Annotated in this window: 18 protein-coding genes; 3 read left to right on the top strand and 15 right to left on the bottom strand. The window is 39.8% G+C overall.

Annotation, left to right across the window (positions count from 1 at the left end):
- Positions 1–8: 8 nt before the first annotated feature.
- Together umuD and CSC79_RS01605 are read left to right on the top strand one after the other, a co-directional pair.
- Positions 9–422, top strand: a complete 414-nt coding sequence (gene umuD / locus CSC79_RS01600; protein ID WP_058559405.1) for a translesion error-prone DNA polymerase V autoproteolytic subunit — start codon at positions 9–11, stop codon at positions 420–422.
- Entirely contained in the window at positions 410–1,672 is a 1,263-nt protein-coding gene (locus tag CSC79_RS01605) for a Y-family DNA polymerase (protein WP_099293286.1), read from the top strand. The genes umuD and CSC79_RS01605 overlap by 13 nt, the downstream gene beginning before the upstream one ends.
- On the opposite strand, the gene CSC79_RS01610 is transcribed toward CSC79_RS01605, so the two are convergent.
- The 6 genes from CSC79_RS01610 to CSC79_RS01635 all read right to left on the bottom strand — a co-directional run bounded on the left by CSC79_RS01610 (position 1,667) and on the right by CSC79_RS01635 (position 3,949).
- Positions 1,667–2,134 (bottom strand): hypothetical protein, encoded by a 468-nt coding sequence (locus tag CSC79_RS01610; RefSeq protein ID WP_099293288.1) that lies wholly within the window; start codon positions 2,132–2,134, stop codon positions 1,667–1,669. The two genes, CSC79_RS01605 and CSC79_RS01610, sit on opposite strands and share 6 nt — an antisense overlap.
- A gap of 92 nt (positions 2,135–2,226) precedes the next feature.
- A complete protein-coding gene (locus tag CSC79_RS01615; RefSeq protein WP_099293290.1) occupies positions 2,227–2,745 on the bottom strand; it encodes a DUF4240 domain-containing protein in 519 nt (172 codons plus the stop codon).
- Positions 2,742–2,936, bottom strand: coding sequence for a YwbE family protein (locus CSC79_RS01620; RefSeq protein ID WP_099293292.1), 195 nt, complete (start codon positions 2,934–2,936; stop codon positions 2,742–2,744). Before CSC79_RS01620 ends, CSC79_RS01615 begins: the two co-directional genes overlap by 4 nt.
- A gap of 57 nt (positions 2,937–2,993) precedes the next feature.
- Entirely contained in the window at positions 2,994–3,446 is a 453-nt protein-coding gene (locus tag CSC79_RS01625) for a hypothetical protein (protein WP_099293294.1), read from the bottom strand.
- A gap of 7 nt (positions 3,447–3,453) precedes the next feature.
- Positions 3,454–3,735, bottom strand: a complete 282-nt coding sequence (locus tag CSC79_RS01630) for a hypothetical protein (protein ID WP_099293296.1) — start codon at positions 3,733–3,735, stop codon at positions 3,454–3,456.
- Positions 3,722–3,949 (bottom strand): hypothetical protein, encoded by a 228-nt coding sequence (locus tag CSC79_RS01635; RefSeq protein ID WP_099293298.1) that lies wholly within the window; start codon positions 3,947–3,949, stop codon positions 3,722–3,724. Before CSC79_RS01635 ends, CSC79_RS01630 begins: the two co-directional genes overlap by 14 nt.
- 102 nt (positions 3,950–4,051) lie before the next feature.
- Between CSC79_RS01635 and CSC79_RS01640 the strand changes: the two genes are divergently transcribed.
- A complete protein-coding gene (locus tag CSC79_RS01640) occupies positions 4,052–4,852 on the top strand; it encodes an ion transporter (protein WP_180270373.1) in 801 nt (266 codons plus the stop codon).
- A 35-nt stretch (positions 4,853–4,887) separates the two neighbouring features.
- Here CSC79_RS01640 and CSC79_RS01645 read toward each other — a convergent pair whose 3' ends face one another.
- The 9 genes from CSC79_RS01645 to CSC79_RS01685 form a co-directional block, all read right to left on the bottom strand.
- Complete coding sequence (locus CSC79_RS01645; RefSeq protein ID WP_099293302.1) at positions 4,888–6,846, bottom strand: methyl-accepting chemotaxis protein; 1,959 nt, start codon at positions 6,844–6,846, stop codon at positions 4,888–4,890.
- Between the two features lie 123 nt (positions 6,847–6,969).
- Entirely contained in the window at positions 6,970–8,112 is a 1,143-nt protein-coding gene (gene asd / locus CSC79_RS01650) for an aspartate-semialdehyde dehydrogenase (protein ID WP_099293304.1), read from the bottom strand.
- Between the two features lie 144 nt (positions 8,113–8,256).
- The gene (locus CSC79_RS01655; RefSeq protein ID WP_237113943.1) at positions 8,257–9,042 is read right to left on the bottom strand and encodes a polyphosphate kinase; all 786 of its coding nucleotides are present in this window, start codon (positions 9,040–9,042) and stop codon (positions 8,257–8,259) included.
- Positions 9,043–9,196: 154 nt separating this feature from the next.
- Entirely contained in the window at positions 9,197–11,899 is a 2,703-nt protein-coding gene (locus CSC79_RS01660) for a TonB-dependent receptor (RefSeq protein ID WP_099293308.1), read from the bottom strand.
- Between the two features lie 96 nt (positions 11,900–11,995).
- Positions 11,996–13,603 carry a hypothetical protein gene (locus CSC79_RS01665; protein WP_099293310.1) on the bottom strand — a complete coding sequence of 536 codons (1,608 nt, stop codon included), beginning with the start codon at positions 13,601–13,603 and terminating at the stop codon, positions 11,996–11,998.
- A gap of 219 nt (positions 13,604–13,822) precedes the next feature.
- Positions 13,823–15,130, bottom strand: a complete 1,308-nt coding sequence (locus CSC79_RS01670; protein ID WP_099293312.1) for a hypothetical protein — start codon at positions 15,128–15,130, stop codon at positions 13,823–13,825.
- 15 nt (positions 15,131–15,145) lie between these two features.
- Positions 15,146–15,751, bottom strand: coding sequence for an energy transducer TonB (locus tag CSC79_RS01675; RefSeq protein ID WP_180270374.1), 606 nt, complete (start codon positions 15,749–15,751; stop codon positions 15,146–15,148).
- A gap of 15 nt (positions 15,752–15,766) precedes the next feature.
- Positions 15,767–16,177, bottom strand: a complete 411-nt coding sequence (locus CSC79_RS01680; RefSeq protein ID WP_058559390.1) for a biopolymer transporter ExbD — start codon at positions 16,175–16,177, stop codon at positions 15,767–15,769.
- Between the two features lie 49 nt (positions 16,178–16,226).
- Complete coding sequence (locus CSC79_RS01685) at positions 16,227–16,754, bottom strand: MotA/TolQ/ExbB proton channel family protein (protein WP_099293316.1); 528 nt, start codon at positions 16,752–16,754, stop codon at positions 16,227–16,229.
- Between the last annotated feature and the right edge of the window lies 1 nt (position 16,755).

Raw genomic sequence — 16,755 nt, forward strand, 5'->3', positions numbered from 1 at the left:
GTTTTAGTATGCGTGTTATCCCTATTTATATCGAAGCTGGCGTGTGTGGATTTGAATCTCCTGCAGCGCAATACAAAGAATTAGGCTTATCGCTTGATCAATTATTAATAAAACACCCAGATGCTACGTTTATCGGTGTTGCCTCTGGGGAGTCAATGCAAGGCGTGGGTATTTTTGATGGCGATTTACTGTTAGTTGACAGAGCTGAAGACGCTAAAAATGGCGATGTGATTGTGGCCAATTTAAATGGCTTATTTGTGTGTAAATTACTTGATAGAACAAATGCACAATTATTATCAGCATCCCCTGCATATGGGCCTGTTCAGCTTTCAGCCGATGATGAGTTCCAATTAGAAGGCGTGGTCACGCGCTCAATTCGCCTACATCGTTTAAGCCCTGAGTTACACCAATGTATGCCCTAGTTGATGCAGTATCATTTTATGCCAGTGCCGAAAAAGTATATGACCCAGCTATCCGTACTAAACCCGTTGTGGTGCTGACTAATAACGATGGCTGTATTTGCGCTGTATGCCCTATTGCGCGTAAATTAAATATTCCTAAGTTTCAGCCCTACTTTAAAGTAAAACACTTACTTGCTAAGCATAACGTGATTGTTCGTTCATCTAACTATGAGTTATACGCTGATTTGAGCGATAAAATGATGAATGTAATAAGCCGCTTTTGTGACAATCAGCACATTTATAGTATTGATGAATCATTTTTATGCTTTAACGGTTTTACACCCTTAATAAGTGATTGGCATCACTATGGACATCAGATCCGCCGTACCGTGTGGCAAGAAACCAAGCTTCCTGTAGGAGTTGGGTTTGGCCCAACCCCTACTTTAGCAAAAGCAGCCAATCATGCAGCTAAAAAGCTTAGTGGCTTTAATGGTGTTGCCGTTATTGATGATGAAAGCGCACGCAAACACGTACTAGGCATGATGGATGTAAGCGATGTATGGGGTGTGGGTAAACGGATTGCAAAAAAATTAAAATTAATGAATATACATTCAGCGCTTGATTTGGCGCAACAAGAACCTCGGCGCATAAAAAGGCAATGTAGTGTCGTACTTGAGCGCACCGTTAACGAGCTTAACGGAGTAACTTGTTTGAGCTGGGATGAAGTACGTCAAGATAAACGCGAAATATTTTCGACTCGCAGTTTTGGTAAGCGGTTAACTGATCCAATAGCATTAAAAACAGCATTAGTAAGCCACTGCGTTACTGTTGGGAAAAAGCTTCGCCAACAACGCTCTGTCACTCAAAGGCTTTTATTGTTTGTTGCAAGCTCCGCACACGAACAAATCTACTATAAAAAGTCTTTAGTCTATGACTTTGCAACCCCAAGCTCCGATAGTTGCGTATTAGCCAGTGCTGTTAATCAGTTATTTGATCAACTCTATCAACCTGGCATACAGTTTTATAAGTGTGGTGTGGGAGCGTTAGAGTTAAGCTCTGTACAATTTCAACAACCAGATTTATTTGCTGTGTCAAAAGATAATAGCAAGCTTATGCAATGCTTAGATACTATAAACAAACGTTACGGCAGTAATACATTATCATTGGCAAGCCAACAACAAACACAGTCATGGCATATGAAACGCGAGTACTTATCGCCCCATTACACAACTCGTTGGCATGCGTTACCTAAAATAACATGTGATTTATAAACGTTGCAGCTCAAAATTGCACATAACATCCGTATCTTCAACAGTGTATTGTAGTTTGTTACCCGCCAAAAAGCGCAGTGTTTGGCTACTATCAAGTGAGTCTTCAGGGTTGTCACACCGGTCATGACGAAGAGCCATGGTTATACCTTCACTGGTGTATTTAAATTTAGTCGTGACTAAACAAAAATTGGGCACTTTATTGGTTTGTGTACCGTTATGCAAAGCGTTAAAAATAATCCCACTACCTAAACTGAAACCAAGGTTGGGATTATTTTGATTAACCCACTTCAGCTCACCACTAGTGCATAACTCACTAGTACCAGTTGTTAGTTTATAACTACCTAAATGGGCATTTAATAGTTTAACAAACTGGCTTTTATTACTAGGCAGTACACTTTTAGCATCACATAAATGTGAAAATAAAGCCAAAGCAATGAAAAAAGCTATCTTCGAATGATGCATTTAATACCTACTTTAAATAATGAGCTGCTGCAATATAAGTGTACCCGTTAAGATAAAAAATAAAGCAAGCTAGAATACTGATACAGGCAAAGTTACTGCCAATATTTAGCAAATAATTGCGGATAAGCTAGCTTTAAAAATTTAGGTTTATCTTTAAAACGTTTACCCTTTGGTTGTTCAAGGCCTGACGGAACAAATGGAAGCTCATCGTCATTACGCTCTTCATAAAGCAGCCCTGCTATAAGATCGTATTCATCTAAGTATGGGTATGGCTGTTCGTTTAAATGGTAAACAGGAGTACAATCAGCCAGCGAGTCTGGGTTTTCAATTGCCGCGTTAAATGCACTTTCACCACGCGAAATTAACCAGCAACGAAACTCAGAAAAACCATACTCATCATTACACCCTGCCATGACAAACGCTGCACCGAATAATTCCCATGTATAACTTTTACGCATACAAAGACTAAACTGCTTATCAAATGAAATCAGGCTATCGTCATCTAAATCAGCAAGTAACTCTTTTAAACGTTGAGTGACAGATTCGGGATCAGCTGTTTTATCATCGACGGTGACTAATTGCCAAAAATCAGACTCTGTAAACTCACTCATGAAATAATCTCTTTAACACGCCCTACTTGGCCATCTTCTAACTGCACTTTAATGCCATGAGGGTGATTAGGTGATTTAGTCAATAAACGCGAAACAATGCCGTTAGTTAATGTGCCACTTCGCTGATCTTGCTTTAAAACGATGTTGACTTCAGTGCCCGGGGAAATTTCAGAACGAGTAGGTACAGCCATGATATATCTCTTTTACTATTTTGCTAGATTATAACTGTATGTGAAAACTATACCAAATTAAACAAGGCTAATAATGACAGCTTCGCGTTCACTCGCGGTTAAAATTGAGGCCAAATGCAATTCAATGTCACACGCTTTACCAATTATTTGAAAATCATAGCCTTGGCCATTGTTATCAAGTATACAACTGAAGTAATTGTCTGCGATTGTAATTTGGCTGATTCGGGTAATATCAACCTGAGATACTTTTTGTATAGGTGCCTGCTTTACAATTAGCTGGTTATTATCTCTAGTAATTGCATTCTCAAGCGCATGTTGCTCTATAAATTTTGCACTATAACGACGAGAAAAAGCCCAAAATGCGATTGCAATGACAAACCCATTACTAAAAATGGGTATAGGTGTGGCATTCGGCGATGCTGTGATCTGATATATCCCTAAAATAAAAAACACCAAAGCCAGCACCAATAAGCTGCCTTGTTTTTTCTTGTGAGTTAAATTCGAAAACATGGGCACCTTACACTGCTAAAAAATTAATTGTCTGGGGCTTTAAGCCCACGACTCGAAGCTGCTCAATTAACTCTCTTTCAATAAAAGGTAATTGCTGTTGGCTACTTGCTTGGGCTAGTGCGAGCTCATCAATAAAGAAACAGGTGACTTGTAATGTACTATCAGGCTTTTTCAAATTAATTGTATGCGTAAGATGGCTGAATTCGGTCTGCGCGTCTTTTATATTTTCGCAAGCCGTCGTCAATATTTTTCGAAGTGTATTATCAAGTCGTTTTTCAGTTTTTGTCATTTTTAGATGCTTGCTCGTTAGCCCTATTGTTTTTGTATTCGTCGTAACCGCTTTCTTGGCGCTTTACACATTCGTGATATTCTTTATCAGCCATGTAGTTACACTCATTTAAACGCGCTGATTGAATCTCATGATAACGACTGTCAGATGTACAAGCCGATAAAGAAAGTACAAATAAAACACTAAATAACAACTTCAGTGTATTGAAAACCATTAAAAATTCCTTACGTTTTATGCCGAAAAAATAATTCATCCGACGCGATTTTGCTGTATATTGCACACGTTTTGAATTAATTACCGTTAAGGCTGAATTATGATGTTGTCGCAGTTACAAGAGCTGTTCCAGCGTATCGATAAAAGTAAAATATTTCAATCATTTGTTATTGCCGTTATTGTAATATCTGCGCTAACTGTAGGCGCTCATACTTATTCTTTACATCCCACAGCCGAGCTTGCTTTGCACTGGATGGATGTAGGGATCACTGTATTTTTCCTTGTTGAACTCGTTATTCGCTACATTGCCAGTAAAGGTATAAAAGATTTCTTCTCCAAAGGCTGGAACATTTTTGACTTTATCATTGTGGTAGGGAGTTTATATCCGGCAGCAGGATCGACAATATTTATCGCTCGGTTACTCAGAATATTCCGCGTACTACGACTAGTATCAATGATCCCCGAGTTACGCTTATTAGTAAATTCGTTACTTAAAGCGATTCCACAAATGGGGTATATCGCTTTACTCATGTTTGTGATTTTCTATATTTATGCTGCTATGGGCAGTATGCTATTTGCTGAAATAAACCCAGTACTGTGGGGAGATGTATCTATCTCGATGCTAACATTGTTCAGAGTTGCAACGTTTGAAGATTGGACCGATGTAATGTACGAAACAATGGCAGTTTATAAGTTAAGCTGGATCTTTTACCTTACGTTTATCTTTTTAACTGCATTTGTATTTTTAAATATGATGGTTGGCGCTATTTTAGAGGTTATGTCTGAAGAGCACCGCAACGCCCGGGAAGAAAAAGCTGATACAAACTCATTACCAGCAACTCAGGGGCAAGTGAACGAACTTAAGCAGCAACTCGCTGAATTAAAGGCTCACCTCAAAAAATGATAAACAAAGGTGGTAAGTAATTATTATTTATCACCTTATGTTTTGAACTTGCCTACAAGAGCGGTCAATGTGTCAGATAAAACGTTGAGCTTGTCACCATTTTCACTGGTACTGGTTGCAATCTCACTGACATCATCCGCAGCGTTTTTAATTTCTATTACATTTCGATTGATGTCTTCTGCAACATGCTGCTGTTCCTCAGCAGCTGTTGCTATTTGAGTATTTAAATCACTAATAGTAACAATTGATTCAGTGATTTCAGTAAACTGCTGCTGCGCTGACTGAGATAAGCCTACTGTTTTTTCAGTACGTTCCAAGCTTCGTTTCATCTCACTTGAAACCTGGCCTGACATAGTTCTTAATTTATCTAATTGACCAGCAATTTCCTCTGTTGATTCAGATGTCCGCTGTGATAATGCTCTCACTTCATCAGCCACTACAGCAAAACCTCGACCATGTTCACCTGCACGAGCAGCTTCTATTGCGGCATTAAGTGCAAGTAAATTAGTTTGCTCAGCAATGCCTCTTATTACACTTAATATAGACATAATATTTTCGCTTTCGGCATCCAACTGCGATATGTCTGAAGTAGCCTTGGTGATCACATCACTTAATGATGCAACACTTTGCACTGTTTCTGTTATTACAGACTGACCAATCTCAGAGGCCTTTTGTGTTTGCATGGCTAAATCAGCGGCATTCGCACAACTGGCTGAAACCTCATTCGCCGTTGCAGCCATTTCATTTATCGCTGTCGCCGCCATTTCAAGCGCTTGTTGCTGCTGTGATGTGGAGCTTGTTAGTTGCGATGCCTCTGACGATGTTTGCAACGAGGTATCACTCACCTTTTGCGCACACTCGTTTATCTGATTTACCAGATCGGCAATAAGATTAAGGAATAAATTAAAACTATTCGCTAACTTAGCAGTTTCATCTTTTGTTTTAATCGAAAGCCGTTGTGTTAAATCACCACCACCACGAGAAATTTCAGTTAAACCATCACTTACTTCTACAATAGGTGCGGAAATGAGTTTTGCGATATAGCTCGCAATTATGATGAAAACGGCAATCAGCACGGCACTAATAAATATAATATAAAGGGTGATTGTGTTTGCAGCGCTCATTACTTCAGACTTTTCGACTAACGCAATAAATTTCCACCCTAAACTACGAGATGTATATATGCTCGCAAGGTAATCGGTATTATTAAGTGTAAGCTCAAACTGGCCGGCTGTATTATTGGCTAATGCTTGATACTTACCATCGGTAACCTCGGATAATTTCTTAAATCGGTAATCATTATTTTTAGGATCTACTAGGATGGTACCGCTATCTTCTATCAGCATTAAGTAACCCGTTTCTCCTAGCTTAATATCTGCAATGATGTCGGTAAGACCATTTAATGATACATCCATCCCTTGAACGCCGACAATGTTGCCATTGTCTTTAATCGCCTTGACAGTAGATACGATTACCATGTCGTCTATTGCCCAGTAATAGGCGTTAGTGCGAATAGTTTCACCATTCGCTTGAACCGCAGTTTTATACCAAGGCCTTTCGCGTGGGTCGTACCGCGCATTAACTTCACCCTGAGGCCATTGTATGTAACCTCCTTGTTCATTACCCATATAAATATAAGCTAATCCTGGATGAGTCAGACCGAAGTGATCATATGCTTTAAACACCTCCTGTTCTGTTGTACTTTGTTCAAGATGGTTAAGGGCAACTGAGGTGGTCGCGTCCATGTGGGTTTTAACATTTGCTTGAGCAGCAAGAACGCGGGGATCAGATGCAAGATAATCGACGTTTTTAGCAATTTCAGTAAAAAACATCACAATAGCATTATCAATTTGCGTTGCTTCGCGCTGACTTAATAATGCAAAGTTATCATTAGCTTGCTGCCGAGTTTGTGTAATAACTAATACGGCAATGATGAATAAAGGCAGTACTATTGCTGAAGCAAAAGAGAGCTTCAGTTTTTTAGAAATATTCATAAAAAAAACCTAAAGAGCTTTCTAAAAGAATAGTGCTGAAGTTCTATTTGAGCAAATAATACGAGGGTAAATATGTAAATAAAAAAGGCCAGCAAAAGCTGGCCTCATCAATAACTCGTAAATTTAACCGTCTTTAGCAACAACAATTTGTAGCATACGGCGTAAAGGCTCTGCCGCACCCCACAGTAATTGGTCACCTACAGTGAACGCACTGATATACTCAGGCCCCATCGATAATTTACGGATGCGACCAATAGGAATATCAAGCGTGCCAGTTACTTTAACGGGTGTTAAATCGGTGGCAGTAATATCACGCTCGTTAGGTATCACTTTAACCCACTCATTATGAGAGGCTAAGATCTGTTCTACTTTTTCAACGCTGATGTCTTCACGCAATTTAATAGTCATTGCTTGTGAATGACAACGCATCGCACCAATACGAACACATAAACCATCTACAGGTATTGGTTGCTTTGATGAACCTAAAATCTTATTGGCTTCAACTTGCGCTTTCCACTCTTCTTTTGATTGTCCAGATGGCATTGGCACGTCAATCCACGGAATTAAGCTACCCGCTAATGGCACACCAAATTGATCTTGTGGTAAATCGCTTGAAGCAATTTGCTCAGTTACCAGCTTATCAATTTCTAAAATGGCAGCTTGCGGATCGGCAAGTTTATCAGCAACACTGGCGTGAATAGAGCCCATTTGAGCAATGAGCTCTTTCATGTTGCGAGCCCCTGCACCTGACGCCGCTTGGTAAGTCATAGGGCTCACCCATTCGATCAAGTCTTGCTCAAACAAACCTCCTAAAGCAAGTAACATTAATGAAACCGTGCAGTTACCACCTACGTAGGTTTTAACACCCTGTTCAAGGCCTTGCTCGATTACGTCTTTATTAACTGGGTCGAGCACAATGATGCTATCGTCGCTCATGCGCAGAGCTGAAGCTGCATCAATCCAATAGCCGTTCCAACCTGACTCTCTAAGTTGTGGGTAGACTGCTTTAGTGTAATCACCGCCTTGGCACGTAATTACAATGTCCATTTTAGCAAGTTCTTCAATGCTAGTAGCATCAAGTAAAGGCTTCGCAGCGCCGGCTATGTCAGGCCCTAATTGACCTGCTTGTGAGGTTGTAAAAAAAGTGGTGTCAATATTGGCAAAATCCTTTTCTTGCTGCATACGTTCTAATAACACTGAGCCAACCATGCCCCGCCAACCGACTAATCCTACTTTTTTCATTGTTTGTTCCACTGTTTGAGTCATAAGAAATACCTAATACGTTAAAAATTAAAATTCATTGCGTGAGATTCAATTTTTAGCCGCTTCAATCTAGCATCGCAGTAAATGCAAAACCAGCAATAGTCATAGAACATAAAAATATTTCATATTGAAAAGTCAGTCATGGATTTAATCTATGTTTATATCCTCTAAATTGGGATCTAAACTAGGCGGTGTAATATCTATTCCTTTGCGTAATTGCTTAACCACAGTTTTTAACACCTCTATGCGAGCATACCATTTGTAATGTGCAGCAATAACATGCCACGGGGCTGCAATAGTGTCGGTATTAGCAAACATTTCGTTTATGGCAGTGACGTATTCACATCTTTTTTCGCGATTACGAATATCTTCACTAGTTAATTTCCAGCGTTTATAAGGGTCTTGTAAACGACCTTCAAAGCGTTTGTGTTGCTCATCACTACTAATATTTAAAAACAACTTAACAATACGTACATCGTCATCTATTAATAAGCGTTCGAATTCGTTAATCTCTTGATATGCGCGCTGCCATTGTTCGTCACTCGCAAATCCTTCCACACGCTCAACTAAAACACGCCCATAATATGAACGGTCAAAGATGGCAATACTTCCTGTAGCTGGTAGCTTAGTCATAAAGCGATAGAGGTAATGTTTTCCTTGTTCCTGAGGCGTTGGCGCAGCTATTGGATAAACGCTAAATCCTCTGGGGTCTAAACGCTGAGTTAAACGCCTGATTGCACCGCCTTTACCAGCTGCGTCCCACCCCTCTAAAACAATAATAGCGCGACGGCCTTGATGAAAATACGCTTGTTGTACATGCAAAAGTTTAGTTTGCCAGTGTTTTAGCTGTCGTTTATAGGTTTTTTTATCTTTAATGCTAGGCCACTGTTGATGTGATTCATCGAGTTGTAATTGTTTTTTATTACGTTTAATTTTACTGACCGTATGCACATTAATATCCTCATAAGTAAGAGATTTTATATCCAGTAAGCGTCAATTAAGAATAGCAAACAGTGGGGAAAAAAAAAGCCCTACAGATGTAGGGCAATGGAGTTAGGTTATTATATTCGCCTACCAAGGCTATGTTTTAGAACTCGTAAGAGTAACTAAGACTTAATTCAGTGCCTTCATCACGTGAACGAACTATGATATCTGACTGAGTAACTTCTTTATCTTCACCAAGTAAGTTTTGTACTTTGAACTTAACTTTAGAGTTAAAATCTGGGTACCAAGTATAAACTAAATCTAATGAGTTAAATGGTTGCTCATAGGCATCATCACGCCCAGCGACACCGGCAGCGAGTATGCGCTCCCCAAATACATTGTAAACTAATGAAGCACTATGAATGCCATCTGGAGAATCATAGTTAAGTTGCATATTAACAACATATTCTGAGTGACCTGTCATACGCTTTTTAGGGTTAGTTAAATTACCAGCTAATGCAGGATCAATCGAAGCTTCAGAATCACTTAGTGTAATATTACCACTTGTGAATAGCCCCTCTGTTACCATAGTAAGATCTTGTAACCACTCAGCTTCAACACCATAGACTTCAGCGGTTTCGCCATTAATAAAGCTAGCTGAATAGTCATCATCACCGACTCTTAATACAGTTTCAATTGGCGCTTGAATATCTTTGTAGAATGCAGCCACACTAAATGAGTTGCCTGCTTGACCATAATATTCATAACGTAAGTCATAGTTTTTAATCGGGCTACTTTTAAGCCCTACACGACCAAAGGTACGAATATCTGTAAGCGGATCAAAGTAAGTAACAGGCACAACTTCACGGAAATCTGGTCTAACAACCGTCTCACCATAGCCAGCACGTACTTGATAGTTTTCGCCACCTAAATAGGTTAGAGACAGTGCCGGGTACCAATCATCTTCTAAGATAGTCCCGTCTTCAATATTCTCAGCTGACCAAATATTTTGTAAATCATCACCATCAAAAATTAAACTTGAAGTCCCCACGGATGTTTGACGAAACTGTTCATAGCGTACACCACCACTAACCCGTAGCCATTGATCATAGATAACATCAAAGGAACCATACCCTGCATCTATTTTTTGTGCAGCAATATAATCATCCGCATCAGGTGCTGTTGGCTCATTAAAGTCAACGAGTACACCGTTATTATCAATAAACTCATCTGATAAATAACCACTATTTGCAAGAGGATCATTTGTTCCATCGTTAATAGATATTGGCGAACCTGAACTATTATTTACAGTAAAGCTTGATGTATTATAAACACGCGCTCTGTCTGAAAAATCATAGCCAACTTTAAATTCTACATCCATAGAGTCAAAAGTAAGTGGTAGATTAAAATTACCACCATATGAAGTTACGTGCTCTTCCATGTCTGTATAAGACATAATTACACGGTTATCATCACCAGTTATTGTTGAACTGACGTAATTACCTTCATCGTCATATTGATCTCTGAACTTATAGTTTGCATTAGTTGGAATATCGGTTGTTGCTTCAGAGCGTGTATATTGCCAGTCAAAGCCTACCCCCCAGTAATCAAGGAAAGTATGTTGGCCTAAGAATTGGCTAATATTTAACTCTCTTTGTTCAAGGTTAAACTCATGATCACGATTAGCTATACCATTTCCAGCAATACTAAATGTAGAACTGCCCGCAGGGCTTTGAGAAATTGAAACTTCAGTTTCATCTTCATTATCTACAATATATAAATGCTTTGCTGAGATGCTATGAGTTTTATATGAATAACCAACGCTACCGGTTAAATTGTAACGTTCATTTTCAGTAGTAACCGTAGAGTTTTTTAACGTATTGTAGCAAGAATTAGCAACATTTTCAGGTGTGCTTAAAGTGGTTGAACAGCTTTCTAAATCTTCTTGATCTTGTGTAATTACAGATGAGAGCTGTGTGCTAGAGTCCCATTCGTTTACATAAGCACCAGAGAGCAAAAAGCCTATTTTGCCACCAAAATAAGACTCTTCAAAGCTATTACCTAAATGTGCTTTGACGCCATACTCAGGATCAATTGAATCTTCTTTTAATGCATAATTACGCGGTAAAGATTTAAGTAACTGACTGTTAATAGCAGTAGCTTGATCGGCGCGAGTACCTTGTTCACCATCAACAAGAAGGTCTCTACTAACAATGTTACTAACACTAAAATTACCGTGATATTGTACTATTGCATCTTTTAATGCTTGCGGTATACCACTGTCTGAGCCTGAATATTTATAACCATCATTTGCAGAAGTGTTATAACCTACACCTAGCTCAACACCAGCAGTAAACTCAGATGGTATTGACTTGGTACGAATATCTATATTACCACCACCAAAAGCCGCTGGCATATCTGGCGAGTAGGCTTTTTGTACCGCCATACTTTCTATTATACTCGCTGGGAATATGTCTAATGGCAATACATTTCTGGTTAAATCTGGGCTGGGAACATATGCACCATTTAAGCGAGCACTTGAATAGCGTTCGCCTAAACCACGCACATATATAAATTTACCATCTACTAATGTTAAGCCAGTAACACGACGAAGAGCAGATGCAGCATCACTATCGCCGGTTCTTGAAAGTTGTTCAGCACCTAGTATATCTGCAACAAACGCTTGATTTTTACGCTCTTCAACAACAGCTGCTGCGCTACCTTGAAGGCGTGTACCAACAGCAACAACTTCTTCAATTTCGTTATTTTCGAGTTGTTCGTCGGCAGCGGTTACATTACTAGTGTGGACAAACAATCCAAGGCCAATTGCGAGTGACAGTTTACTCAGCCTATATTGTTTTGACATGATTTACATCCTAATCAGTTTGATAAAAAACAGGCGCCAATTGCTTTTAAATAAGCATTAAGGCGCCTACATTTCATAACTCTAAATGAGCAGGTATTAGTCTTGAGCAGCTGCTGCTAATGCAGTTTCAACCCATTTGTACCAGCTAGAGCTAGTATCTGTATCAGATACTGCACCGATGTAATCAACAGTGTCGAAAAAGCTATCTTCAAGCGAAGTTAAATCATTTGCAGAGATTGTTACATCCGTTGAGGCTGTGTTAGTAGCAAAGCCATTTTCAGCGAATACTGCAACATCATCTGTTAAGATTTCACTGCTTGCACTATTTTCAAACCAAGATGCTTTAGTTTGACCAGCCAGAGGACCTGCTGCAAATGTATCTGTTTCAGCAAAGTTCGATGAACAAGCCATAACTGAGTTGTTGAACATAATTTTATCAGCTTGTTTTTCACCATCAGAAGAAATTTCAATACACGCGGTTTCAACAGCATTTTTCTTTACTAATAGAGAATTGTAGATACTTGCATTAAATTCATCGTCAAATTTATAAGCTTGTGAAGGGTCATCATCACGTACTGATTTAGCATCAGTCGTGATAACTGTGATATTTGCTAAAGTTGGATTAGTTGGCCCAACTTCAGCAGAAGACTCACCTTTAACACCATCTGACTCAAAACCATTATTACCCATATTTGCAATAGTGCCATCAGCTAAAGTTACAGTGCCGTGCTGGACAAATAAGAACTGTCCTTTACCTTGCCACCCTGCATCAAAATCAAATGAGTCATCTTGTGTATCAGTAACCACAATATGTTTAATTGTCGCTGCACCACCAAAGAACTCGATCCCATCATCAAAACCTTGGTGAATATGTAAGTAATCGAATGCAGAACCTGAACCAACAGCATTAAGCGTTAGAGAGTTAAGGTCATCACCAGGGCCACCAACTTTAGGACCTGAGCCAGCGTACCAAATTTTAGCCCATTTAATACTACCACTAGAATCAGCATTATCATTACCACCAAAGTAGCTTGTAATACCTTCAGATGGTACGTTACACGTACTCGCTGCGCGTTCTGCATCAGTACATTGGTCTGTGATACCGTTACCGTTAATGATGATGCCACCCCAATCAGCATAGCGAGCGCCATTACCAGTACTATCAAAACGGTCAAAAGCGTTTGCAGATGTAAATGTAATAGGTTTAGCTTCTGTTCCATTTGCTTGAATTTTAGCACCGCGGGCAATACGGATTATTGCTTCACCTGATTGAAAGGCAAGTGTTGCGCCTGGCTCTACTGTTAAAGTAGGTCCATTTTCAGGTACTGTAAAACCAGTCGTTGTATCGCCATCTTTACCAATTAAAAGTGCTTCAGCAAATAAGTGAACACCACCGTCTGGAATTTCTTCAAAGGTGATGTTACTTGTAATTTCTATAGATTTACTAGCAAAAGAATCATTGTAAGTACAATCTTTACCATCAAAAACACCTTTTACAGTACCAGCATCTGACTCATAGCTGGCACATTCAAAGTCATCAGTTGAACCACCATCAGTAGTAGAGTTGTTTGAGTTATTAGTACTATTATCAGTAGTAGTGCTGTTGTCGTTTACTGTTGGTGTGATGTCAATATCGCCGCCACAAGCTGCTAATGTTACTGCAGAAGCAAGTAGGCTGACCTTGAATAAGTCAGATAGTTTCATTGTAATACTCCGTTGAATTTCGATTATTGTTAACGCTTTAAAAACTAAGGCTTAAGATACTTAAGCTATATGACAAACGAGTTACACTTTAATAAACATAAAATGACAATCTAAGTCATTTTATTACAATAACTTAGGCTTATAGAAATGAAAAAAGCCGCCCGAAGGCGGCTTTGGTGTTGCGATTATAAATTGCTCAGTAAACGCGTATGCGATTACTTAAAGTAAAGCGGTGCGAAGTGTCTCTGCATGGACTTTTTCGTTTTTAACGTACTTGATCCACTGTGTCGCTAAACGTTGTGATTTTTTGTGCTTTTCAGCTTGTTCAAACGCTAATATAGACGCATCAAAATTCTTTAAATTATACTGCGCCATACCCAATGCAACGTACGCATTTGATTCAAAATCTAAACCGCCTTTATCCAGTGCAGCACGGGCAGCATCAGCCGCTTTGTTGTAATGCTGCGTATTTATTAGCACTTCAGCTAATCGCTGGTCATACTTGCCATGAGTTGATAAGTCAGCAGCTTTTGCGAAAAATTGTGCTGATTTTTCATCTTCTTTCGCTTGTACCATTGCCTCAGCGATAAAAGCATAATTTTTAGCCGTTTTTTCAACTACACCCGACGCCATAGCTTGCTGCATCACATCGGCTGCTTTATAAGAAAGCCCATTATACATATACACTTGTGAAAGCTGAGTTAACGCAGACTTAGAGGTTAAAAAGCCCTGCTGGTATGCTGCTTCTAAAACAGCCAACTGTTTTTTCTCAGCCCCTGTTTCACCATACATACCGCCTAACTGCACCCAGTATTCAGGCTTATTATAAAGTTTAACCATTCGCTCAAGCACATCAACTACACTTTGCGGTTTATTTAGCGAGTAGTACATAGCACGCTGTAAAACTAACCAGTTTTCTTTAGGTTCTTTGCCTTCACTGTCAGCTTGCGCAATTGCTTGATTGATGCTGTTAATGCCTTTGCTGTAGTCTTTCATTTGATAAAAAGCTTGGGCCTTTAACACATAATAAGCATCGGTTTTTGGCTTGGTGTTAATTTCATCCCAATCATCTAAGAATGAGATAACCTTGTTGTAATCACCATTTGCCATTGCCAACTGCGCTAAACTGAAAGTCGTACTTAGACGTAATGTTTCAGGAATAGCCTCAGCATTAACAACGTTCTCAAATGATGCAATCGCTTTTGCTAAATCGTTCTCGTTGTAATAAATAAAACCATAAAAGTTATGCATCATAGCTATTTCATAGTCATTCATGCTTGATGCACGTTCTTTTATGCTATCAAGCGCTTCTAACCCGGCTTTAGCATCGCCGTCATCCGCAAGCTTTTGCGCACGTGCAAGTTGGCTGTATACTTTTTCACGCAGTGCTGGTACACGCTTAGTCTTTTGCTCTGTCGCATAGGCTGTCGCGATGTTTACGCCAGGTATAAAGCTAACAACTGTCGGCAACGCTACGCTGGTGGTGAATGCAGTGGCACAAATCAGTGCAATTTTTAATGGTTTCATAATCGCCTCGCTACTCTATCCGTTTATTTGGAATGAGATTTTGTTCTGTACACCCGCAACTTCAACGGCTTCTCCGTTTACTACGCGTGGTTTGTATTTAAATTTAAGTGCCGCATCCATCGCAGCTCGGTCAAATAGTGACTCGGGCTCAGCTTTAACAACTTGTGGGTCGCGTACCGTGCCTTGTTTAGTCACTATAAATTCTACAATGACGTACCCTTCGATTCCTCTTGAGAGCGCTCTTCTAGGGTAAACAGGCGCCACCTTTACAATTGGTAAATATTCGCCATCACTGGATTCAAGAGCTAAACCCCCAGCTAGGTTTACGTCAGCTTCTACATTGGCTCCAAAATCAAAGTTAGATGCACTTGCGTTAGGATCACTGTTTTGCATTTGCGGTGAATCCATTGGCGGAGGCGGCTCTTTCGGCTTTGGCGGCTTTTGTGGTTTACGCTCTTTCTTTTGCACTGTTTCTTCTTTTTTCAAACGAACAAAATCAAGTACATTGCCTTTTGCAGGCTCGCTCATAGCGCCTTCACCACCCGTTATCAACGCTTGCATGCCTAAAAACAGTAAAAAAGTAACAATACCTGCAATTACTAATGCAACTAAATATCGCAACATATCAGTTCCTTATTACGCTTCTTGCGCAGCAATTGAAACATCGAAAGCGCCAGCTGCACGTGATGCATCCATCACTTTAATTAATACTTCAGTGGTGGCTTTTTTATCTGCTTGAATAACCACACTACCCTGTGGGTTTTCTGCTTTTAAACGTTCGATATTGGCTTGTACAGCACGCTCATCTACTTTACGTTTATTAATCCAAATTTCACCCGTATCAGAGATAGCAACTAAGATGTTCGCACGTTCTTTTTTAACCGCGGTTGCCGCTTCAGGGCGATTCACATCAATACCCGCTTCTTTAACAAATGAAGCTGTTACAATGAAGAAGATAAGCATGATAAAAACAACGTCTAGCATTGGCGTCATGTTAATTTCTTCTGCTTCGTCTTCTTGTAATAAATTACCTAATGGGGCTCTCATTTTTTACTCCTTGGTAAAGCAGCGCTTGGCTGCTTTACAAAAATTTTTATTAGTGGTCTAAAACCATATTATCTTCAAGTAACTCGACTTCACGTTTCGCACGGCGTTGTAAAAATGTAGAGGCAAATACACCAGAGAGCGCACCAACCATTCCCGCCATTGTTGGGATAGTTGCTTTAGATACACCCGATGCCATTGAACGAGCACTGCCTGTGCCTGTCACTGCCATTACATCAAACACTTCAATCATGCCTGTTACTGTGCCAAGTAAGCCAAGCAGCGGGCATAGCGCAACCATCACATTAATTAACGCTAAGTTAGTATTAAGCTGCATACCTGCGCGTGAGATCATCGCCTGACGAATTTGCTCTGCATTCCAACTATTACGCTCATCTCGGCTACGCCAAGTGGCTTTTACATCGCGTTTGTATTGTTTGTAACCTTGAAAGAAAAATATAAATCGCTCGAGTATCAATAACCACATCGCGAAGATTAACACTCCGATGACCAAGAGAACTTGGCCACCAGTGTCGAGAAAATCACGGATAGCATTGATTGAGTCAATCAACTGCACCATG

This window comes from Pseudoalteromonas sp. 3D05, from assembly GCF_002723455.1.
Taxonomy (GTDB): Bacteria; Pseudomonadota; Gammaproteobacteria; order Enterobacterales; family Alteromonadaceae; genus Pseudoalteromonas.

Bases quoted from the DNA above. Each gene is read 5' to 3' on its own strand.
- umuD (WP_058559405.1), top strand. From the start codon at position 9: ATGCGTGTTATCCCTATTTATATCGAAGCTGGCGTGTGTGGATTTGAA.
- CSC79_RS01605 (WP_099293286.1), top strand. From the start codon at position 410: ATGTATGCCCTAGTTGATGCAGTATCATTTTATGCCAGTGCCGAAAAA.
- CSC79_RS01610 (WP_099293288.1), bottom strand. From the start codon at position 2,134: ATGCATCATTCGAAGATAGCTTTTTTCATTGCTTTGGCTTTATTTTCA.
- CSC79_RS01615 (WP_099293290.1), bottom strand. From the start codon at position 2,745: ATGAGTGAGTTTACAGAGTCTGATTTTTGGCAATTAGTCACCGTCGAT.
- CSC79_RS01620 (WP_099293292.1), bottom strand. From the start codon at position 2,936: ATGGCTGTACCTACTCGTTCTGAAATTTCCCCGGGCACTGAAGTCAAC.
- CSC79_RS01625 (WP_099293294.1), bottom strand. From the start codon at position 3,446: ATGTTTTCGAATTTAACTCACAAGAAAAAACAAGGCAGCTTATTGGTG.
- CSC79_RS01630 (WP_099293296.1), bottom strand. From the start codon at position 3,735: ATGACAAAAACTGAAAAACGACTTGATAATACACTTCGAAAAATATTG.
- CSC79_RS01635 (WP_099293298.1), bottom strand. From the start codon at position 3,949: ATGGTTTTCAATACACTGAAGTTGTTATTTAGTGTTTTATTTGTACTT.
- CSC79_RS01640 (WP_180270373.1), top strand. From the start codon at position 4,052: ATGTTGTCGCAGTTACAAGAGCTGTTCCAGCGTATCGATAAAAGTAAA.
- CSC79_RS01645 (WP_099293302.1), bottom strand. From the start codon at position 6,846: ATGAATATTTCTAAAAAACTGAAGCTCTCTTTTGCTTCAGCAATAGTA.
- asd (WP_099293304.1), bottom strand. From the start codon at position 8,112: ATGACTCAAACAGTGGAACAAACAATGAAAAAAGTAGGATTAGTCGGT.
- CSC79_RS01660 (WP_099293308.1), bottom strand. From the start codon at position 11,899: ATGTCAAAACAATATAGGCTGAGTAAACTGTCACTCGCAATTGGCCTT.
- CSC79_RS01665 (WP_099293310.1), bottom strand. From the start codon at position 13,603: ATGAAACTATCTGACTTATTCAAGGTCAGCCTACTTGCTTCTGCAGTA.
- CSC79_RS01670 (WP_099293312.1), bottom strand. From the start codon at position 15,130: ATGAAACCATTAAAAATTGCACTGATTTGTGCCACTGCATTCACCACC.
- CSC79_RS01680 (WP_058559390.1), bottom strand. From the start codon at position 16,177: ATGAGAGCCCCATTAGGTAATTTATTACAAGAAGACGAAGCAGAAGAA.
- CSC79_RS01685 (WP_099293316.1), bottom strand. From the start codon at position 16,754: ATGGTGCAGTTGATTGACTCAATCAATGCTATCCGTGATTTTCTCGAC.